Genomic DNA, 7427 nt, shown 5'->3' with positions numbered 1-7427 from the left:
CGGCTCCCCCTCTCCAGATTCGAACCCGGACGCCCTGTCGCGCCCGGGTGTTCAACTCACGTCTTCGCGGCCCTCGTCTCCCAGCAGAGAGGTCGCACGGTTCCCGGCACCGAGATCAGGACTCGTAACCGGTGTTCTCGACGTTCCGGCGGTTCTGCTCGTCCACCTCGACGAACTCGTCCACCGCTTCGTCGAGCGAGCCGGTCAGCTCGTTGACGCCATCGAGGATGCCCTTGGAGCCCTCCTTGATGTTCTTCTCGGGCTCCTTGTAGTTCTCCTCGAACGCCTTGCCGACGTCGTCCTTGCCCCAGCAGCCGTAGAGCTCCTCCAGCTCGGCAGTGAGCTCGTCGAAGGCGGCGGACATCTCGTCGTGCGCCGTCTTGATCCGCTGGTTGGCGTCCCGCATCCCGTCGGGGTCGAGGTAGAAGTCGTCAGCCATCCTGGCCACCCTTCTCCGTACGGGAATTCTTTCCGGGGCGCTCGTCGTCGTCGACGATGCCGTCCAGCATCGGGGCCAGCAGCGCGTCGATCACGCTGCTGGGGTCCACCTTACCCGCGGCGATGCCCGCTAGATCAATTCCCGGCAGTGCATCGGATCCCATGAGGTCCGTCATCTTCGCCATCGCCTGCGCGCGGCCCTGCTGGAGCGTCTCCACGATCACGTGGGCCAGCTGCGCCGGGGCCATGCTCCGGTACTTCGTGCCGTTGAACTTCAGCTCGGACAGCTCGCCGCTGCCGTCGAAGGTCATCTCCAGCGAACGGTCCTTGGCCTGGACCGTCGTCGTCTCGTTCTCGCGGACCTCGCCGATCTCGGCGAGCTTGCGCTGTTCCTGCTCCAGCGCGGCCATCGCCGCTTCGAGGTCCTGGAAGGCGCCGCCACCGCGGTTCATCTCGGTCATCGAATCTTCCGCTCCTCCCGGAGACCATTGATGATCTCGTCGATCTGGGCGTTCGCGTCGCCCACCGGCTTCTCCTTCGGCTCCGGACCGTCCTCTTCGGACCGCGACCGGCGACCGACCGCGCCGAGCACGCCGTTGCCGTCGTCCCAGGAATCCCGGTCCGCCGGAACGGGGACGTTCGGCTGCCGCTCCTGCTGCGAACGGTCCTGGCCCGCTCCCGCGCCACCCATCATGCCCATCGGGCCGTGCATCGGACCGGTCGGCTGCCCGGTACCACCGGGCACCCCGCCGCCGCCCGCACCGGGCAGCGCGCCGGAGAACTCCCCGCCCGGGCGCGGCAACGTCGGCGTGCCGCCGGGCGCGCGCACCTGGCCGAGGTCCAGCGCGGAGGACGGCGTGCTGCGCGGCCCGCCGCTGGTCGTGCTGTGCGCACCGGACGAACCGGCGTCCAGCGGCCCGGCGGTCGCCGACTTCGACACCGGCTGGCCGGGCTGCTGACCGGGCTGGTTGCCGCCACCCGGCGGGTTCCCACCGCCCGGCGGGTTCGAGCCCGTCGGGTCCGGCGCCCCGGCCGTCACGTGACCGGGCGCATGCGAGCCCGGCGAGTTCGACGGCAGCGTGCCCGCCGCCGTCGCGCCCGCGGCCGCGCTCGCGGTCGCCGTCGCGGTGAGGTGGCCCGGCGCGTGGGACTGCACGAACGGCGCGTCCGCGGTGGACTCCTTGTGCTCCTCCACCGGGGAGCTCATGGTGCTGATCTGCTCCTGGCCGGAGGACGTGCCCTCCTGGCTGGAGGTCTGCGGCCGCTTCTCCTTCTTCGTCGCGGTCGGCTCGGTCCCGCCGGTGGCCGAGTTCGCCGCCATCCGCTTGCCCAGGACCTGCGGCGAACCCTCCTGGACGCTGCCGGAGCGGGCGGCCGAGGCCATCCGCCAGCCGCCACCGCCCGACGTCGTGGAACCGCCGCCACCGCCGATGCCCGCGGGCGACTGCCCGAGCACCGCGGGAGCACCCTTCGCCGAAGCCGCCAGCCACGGGGCCGCGTTCCCGGACCGCTCCCCCGCGCCGTCGCCGCCGCCGAAGCCGCCGGTCCCGCCGCCCGCGGTCGATCCGTCGCCGGAGCCGCCACCGATACCGGCCGGGCTGCCGTAGGTGCGCGCCATCGTGCCGACGGCGCCGCCGCCTTCACCCGAACCCGGCGCGTAGCCGGCGTCCATCGCGTGCGGCGTGCCGTCCGGTCCGTAGTAGACGGCGCCGGAGTACTGCCCGCCGCTGCCGGACTGCCCGCCTTCGGCGCCCTCGGCCGTGATCTGGTCCACCGGCTTGCTGCCCGGGCCGGTGCCCGGCAGCGGGGTGAACCCGCCCGCCGCGTCGCCGTAGGAGGTCGCCAGGTCGCGCAGGATCTGGCGAGCCTGCTCGGTGCGGTCTTCGTCGGCCTTCCCGGCCTCCTCCGCCGGGGCGTCGCTCTGCTCCGCCCGCTGCTGCTGGAGGTCCCGCAGCCGCTGCTGCGAGGCCGCCAGCGAGTCGGCGGCGCGGCGCAGCATCGCCGCGTAGCCCGGCTGCTGCATCGCCTGCAGCACCGCTTCGTTCTTCGCCGCCAAGTGCTCGGCCGCCTGCGCGGCCTGGTCCATCGACAGCCCCGACAGGCCGACCTCCAGCCTGCGCATGGTGCCGCGCAGGCCGTCGATCAGCTGCCGGAGCCCCGCCGTGGCGCGATCGAACTCGTCGGCGCGCTGGTAGTACAGCTCCGGATCGCGTTCGTTGATCATCTGGGCCAGCTGGTCGAAGTTCAGCTGGTCCAGGTTCGACGGGATGGGTGTGCTGGTGGGCACGAGATCAGCTCCGTCCGAGCACCGATGGCGGGTTGTCCTTGTCCTCGTCCCAGACGCCGTCGTCCGCCTTCATCCAGATCTGCGGCTCCCGCTCCTGGTTCTGCTGCCCGGCGGCACCGGCGCCCGCGCCCATGCCACCGCCGCCCATCGGCATACCGCCCATCGGCATGCCTCCGGTGCCCATGCCGCCCGCGGCACCACCGGCGGCACCGCCCGCGGCACCGCCCGCGGCCGCTGCCGCGGCACCGCCCGGCGCGGCCAGGCCCTGCTTGGCCGCCACGTCGAACTGGGCGCTCGGGCTGTCGCCGCCACCGTAGCCGCCACCGCCGTAGCCGCCGCCCCCGCCGCCGCCGGAGCCGAGGCTGGAGATCGCGTCGTCCGCGGCGGCCTTCGCGGCACCGCCGCCGCCACCGCCGCCGAGGAAGTCGTCCAGTTCGGACCCACCGCCACCGCCGCCGCCGGTACCGCCGGAGGCGAGACCGTCGATCGCGTCGTCCGCGGCCTTCTTCGCGTCCTCCATGGCCTGCTGCTGCGCCGGGGAGTCGCCGTCCTGGCCGAGCTTGTCGATCGCGTCGGACGCGGCCTGCTTGGCCTCCTCAGCGCTCGGCGGGGTGCCGTCCTGGCTGAGCCCGCCGATGGCGTCGTTGGCCGCCTGCTGCGCTTCCTGCAAGCGCTGCTGCGCGGCCGGGTCGGCGCTCTTGGTGGTCAGGTCGCCGATGGCGTCCGAGGTCGCCTGGCGGGCCTGGGCGTCGTCGATCGGGCCGCCGGCGTCGGACGGGCTGGCCAGCTCGTTGATCGCGTCGTCCGCGGCCTTCTTCGCGTCCTCCATGGCCTGCTGCTGCGCCGGGGAGTCGCCGTCCTGGCCGAGCGCGTCGATCGCCTCGTCCGCGGCCTGCTTCGCCTCCTCGGCGGTCGGCTGACCGCCGTCCTTGCTGAGCTCGTCGATCGCGTCGCTCGCGGCCTGCTGCGCGTCTTCCATGCGCTGCTGGGCGGCCGGGTCCTGGGTGCCCTTGGCGAGGTCGCCGATCGCGTCGGAGGCCGCCGTCTTGGCCTGGCCCCCGTCCACCGGGGTGTCCTTCACCGCGAGGTCGTCGATGGCTCCGTCGGCCGCCTTCTTGGCGTCCTCCATCGCCTGCTGCACCTCGGGGGAGTCGCCGTCCTGGCCGAGCGCGTCGATCGCCTCGTCCGCGGCCTGCTTCGCCTCTTCCGCGGTCGGCTGGCCGCCGTCCTTGGTGAGCTCGTCGATCGCGTCGTTCGCCGCCTGCTTGGCGTCGTCCAGGCGTTCCTGGGCCTCGGGGCTCTCGGTCTCGCTCTTGAGGTCGTCGATCGCGTCGCCCGCGGCCTTCTTCGCCTCGCCGCCGTCGAGCTTCTCGTCGGCACCGCCCGGGCCGTCGGACTCGGTGTTCGGTCCGCCGCTGCCGGAGAGCGAGTCGATGGCGTCGTCGGCCGCCTTCTTGGCGTCCTCCATCGCCTGCTTCTGCTCGGGGCTGTCGCCGTCCTGGCCGAGCTCGTCGATGGCGTCGGACGCGGCCTTCTTCGCCTCTTCGGCGCTGGGCTGGCCGCCGTCCTTGCTCAGGTCGTCGATCGCGTCGTTCGCGGCCTTCTTGGCGTCGTCCAGGCGCTGCTGGGTCTCCGGGCTCTGGCCCTCGCTCTTGAGGTCGTCGATCGCGTCGCCCGCGGCCTTCTTGGCCTCGCCGGTGTCGACGCCCTCGCCGGCGCCGCCGCCGGAGCCTTCGCTGCCGGGGCCGCCGGACTCGGTCTCGGGACCGCCTTCGCCGCCGCCCGCGAGCGAGTCGATGGCGTCGTTCGCGGCCTTCTTCGCGTCCTCGAGGCCCTTGTCGCGCTGGCTGTCGCTGCCGCTCTTGCCACCGCCGGAACCGGTGCTGCCGCCGCCGGAGCCCATGCCGCCCGGCATGCCGCCGACGCCGCCACCGGTGTCTTCACCGGCGCCTTCGCCCCCGCCGGCACCTTCGCCGCCACCGGCGCCCAGTTCGTCGATCGCGTCGCCCGCGGCCTTCTTCGCGTCCTCGGTGGCCTGCTGGTAGTCGTCGCCCTGGCCTTCACCGGCACCGCCGGTGTCCCCGGCACCCCCGGTGTCCCCGGCGCCTTCACCACCGGCACCTTCACCACCGGCGCCTTCGCCTTCACCGCCGCCGGCACCCGGGCCGTCGGAAGTGAGGCCGTCGATGGCGTCGTTCGCGGCGCTCTTCGCGTCCTGCAGGCCCTTGTCGTAGTCCTCGGAGCCCTTGCCGGAGCCCTCGCCCGAGCCCTCGCCGGACCCTTCGCCGGAGCCCTCGCCCGAACCTTCGCCGGAGCCCTCGCCCGAGCCCTCGCCCGAACCTTCGCCCTCCCCGGTCAGCTCGTCGATGGCGTCGTCGGCCTCGTCCTTGGCGTCCTTCTCCTCGTCGGAGGTGTCGTCCTCGTCGTCGCCGGAGCCGCTGGAGTCCTCGTCGTCGCCGGAACCGCTCGAGTCCTCGTCGTCCCCGGAGCCGCTCGAGTCCTCGTCGTCCTTCGAGTCCTTGTCGTCCTTGTCGTCCTTGTCGTCATCGCCCTTGCCCTCGTCACCGCCGGTGTTCTCCGCGGCGGGGCTCAGCGCGATGTGCAGCGGGCTCAGGTCGGAGCCGCGCGAGCTGTACTGGTTCGTGAGGTTCGTCAGCAGAACCTTGAGCTCCTTGAGGAGGTTGTCCTCGCTGACGTCGACCGCTTCCTGGACCTTGCTGTCGAACTCGGACTGGCTGAGCTCGGTGGAGACGGCCTCGATCTTCTCGATCGCGGTCTTGCGGCGCTCGTGCTCGTTGTCGAGCGCCTCCCACCAGCGGTGCGCGTAGTCCTGGATGGCGTGACCGATGTTGCCGACGGTGGTGGCGTAGGCCTGGTTCGTCAGCGTGTTGTAGAGGTCTTCGCTCTCCTTGAACAGATCCGTCGCGTACTTGTTGAACTCGTCGCCCGCGACGCCCTGCATGTGGTCCTGCAGGGCCTTGATCTGCTTGTTGAAGCCTTCGTTGATCTCACCGAGCCGCTCGGTCGCCTTCTTGAAGGCGGCCTCCAGCTCGTACCAGGCTTCGGCGGTCTTGTTGCTGCTCAGACTCGCATGATCGCCGGTGGCCCCTCCGTTGTGCGTGAGGTCCCAGGTGGCGGCGTCGATCTCTTCCCAGTTGGAGTAGTTGTCGACTGCCATGGGAGGGGCGGAGGCGCTGTAGACGCCAACCACGTTTTCGGCTTTGTCCGCCATCGGGAATGGTCCTCACAGAATGAAGCGGCCCACCGGCCGATCGAATGACTAACGGGATCTGGGTCTGCTGCCCTGCACCACGATCAGGCGGGCAGGGTGTCGTTGTAGCCGTCGCCGTCCGAGGCGTTGTCCTCCGGCTTGATGTCCGGGTCCTCCGAGAAGTTGTGCTGCTCGGCCTCGGTGCCCTTGTCCAGGGAGGAGATCGCCGTGTCGATGTGACCGCGCATGTCGGCGACCTCGGCCTTGATCTTGTCGGCGTTCTCGCCGTCGGCGTTCTCGAAGTCGTTCGCGATCGCGGTGAGATCGGTCTTCATGTTGTCGAAGATGTTCTTCAACCGCTCGGCGTGCGCGACCAGGCCGTTGCGGCGGTCGTCGACGATCCGCTCCAGCCACTGCGCGGTCTCGAAGTGACCGGCGTTGGGCCAGTGCGCCTTCAGCTCTTGGAAGGCCGCCATGTCCTCGGTCAGCTTGCCGATCTCGTTGGCAGCGTTCTTGATGTCATCCGGGGAGAAAGCGGTGGTGTCCGCCATGACCATCCCTACTTACGTGGTGTCGTCAGCATCGAACGTGGCCGCGGAGAGCGGCGAGGGGAGAAGAGCGATGCCGGGCCGAATCGCGTGACCGGCCCGGCTACCGCAACGGCGCCCGGCACCGGTCAGCTGTAGGCGCTCATGCGCTTGCCACCGGAGCGGTCGGTGTCCTGCATGTTCGTCGTACCGGTCTGGACGTTCTGCTTCTGCTGCTCGATGTACTGGGCGAAACCGTCCAGCCGGCCGCGCAGCCGCTCCGCCGAGGCGTTGTAGCCGGTGGCGGACTGGCCCTGCCAACCCTTCTCCTGCAGGTTGGTGGCGTCCTTGATGAGCTCGCTGGCGCGCTCGTTGACGAACTCCAGGCCCTGCTTCAGGAAGTTCTGGGCCTCTTCGAGTGCGCCATAGTCATAAGTCTTGGGGCTGGTCATCTCTGCTGCTCCTCAGTGCGAGATTGCGGATGTTCGGGTGCGCGAAGCGCGATCAGCCGATGAAGTTCTCGATCGGCGTGTTGCTGATCGGCTTGACGTTGCTCTGGTCCTGCTCGGTCTGCTCACCGGCGGTCGAGCGCATGTCCTGCGACATCGCCTGGAGGTCGGCCAGCACGGAGTCCTTCAGGCGGGTGAGGTCCTGCTCGTACTGGTCGACGAGCATCTTGGTCATCTCGTTCGGGCTGCGCTGCCCGACGCCGTCGAGCTGGCTGCGCAGCTGGGTCAGCTGCTGCTCGATCTCTTCGCGGGCGGTGTCGTGCCGACCGGCGACCTGCTGGATTTCCGCTTCGTCAAAAAGTGCGCCGTCAATAGCCACTTGTGCCTCCGTTTGGCATTCGCCGCGGCGGCCCGCCGCAGTTCTCGTGCTCTGTGGATATCGGGTCTAACCCGGATACCAATCTAGATCTCTTCCCGGCTCGCGCGACCCACGAGTGGTCTTGACCGCGTCAAGC

7 protein-coding genes are annotated in these 7427 nt (G+C 70.7%); all 7 read right to left on the bottom strand.

Annotation, left to right across the window (positions count from 1 at the left end):
- Positions 1–115: 115 nt before the first annotated feature.
- On the bottom strand, positions 116–439 hold the full coding sequence (locus ABZ805_RS07015; RefSeq protein ID WP_358435564.1) for a WXG100 family type VII secretion target: 324 nt from the start codon (positions 437–439) through the stop codon (positions 116–118).
- On the bottom strand, positions 432–899 hold the full coding sequence (locus tag ABZ805_RS07010; RefSeq protein ID WP_358435561.1) for a YbaB/EbfC family nucleoid-associated protein: 468 nt from the start codon (positions 897–899) through the stop codon (positions 432–434). The genes ABZ805_RS07015 and ABZ805_RS07010 overlap by 8 nt, the downstream gene beginning before the upstream one ends.
- The gene (locus ABZ805_RS07005) at positions 896–2725 is read right to left on the bottom strand and encodes a hypothetical protein (RefSeq protein ID WP_358435558.1); all 1830 of its coding nucleotides are present in this window, start codon (positions 2723–2725) and stop codon (positions 896–898) included. The genes ABZ805_RS07010 and ABZ805_RS07005 overlap by 4 nt, the downstream gene beginning before the upstream one ends.
- A 4-nt stretch (positions 2726–2729) precedes the next feature.
- Entirely contained in the window at positions 2730–5903 is a 3174-nt protein-coding gene (locus ABZ805_RS07000; protein ID WP_358435555.1) for a hypothetical protein, read from the bottom strand.
- Between the two features lie 137 nt (positions 5904–6040).
- Positions 6041–6487: a hypothetical protein gene (locus ABZ805_RS06995; protein WP_358435552.1), complete on the bottom strand. Its 447-nt coding sequence runs from the start codon at positions 6485–6487 to the stop codon at positions 6041–6043.
- A gap of 125 nt (positions 6488–6612) precedes the next feature.
- Positions 6613–6915, bottom strand: coding sequence for a WXG100 family type VII secretion target (locus ABZ805_RS06990; RefSeq protein ID WP_358435549.1), 303 nt, complete (start codon positions 6913–6915; stop codon positions 6613–6615).
- 52 nt (positions 6916–6967) lie between these two features.
- The gene (locus ABZ805_RS06985) at positions 6968–7291 is read right to left on the bottom strand and encodes a hypothetical protein (RefSeq protein WP_358435546.1); all 324 of its coding nucleotides are present in this window, start codon (positions 7289–7291) and stop codon (positions 6968–6970) included.
- Positions 7292–7427: the final 136 nt, after the last annotated feature.

Source organism: Saccharopolyspora sp. NPDC047091 (assembly GCF_040643635.1).
Taxonomy (GTDB): domain Bacteria; phylum Actinomycetota; class Actinomycetes; order Mycobacteriales; family Pseudonocardiaceae; genus Saccharopolyspora_C.
Note: the sequence above shows the minus strand (reverse complement) of the source record. Positions and strands in the feature narration are given on the sequence as shown.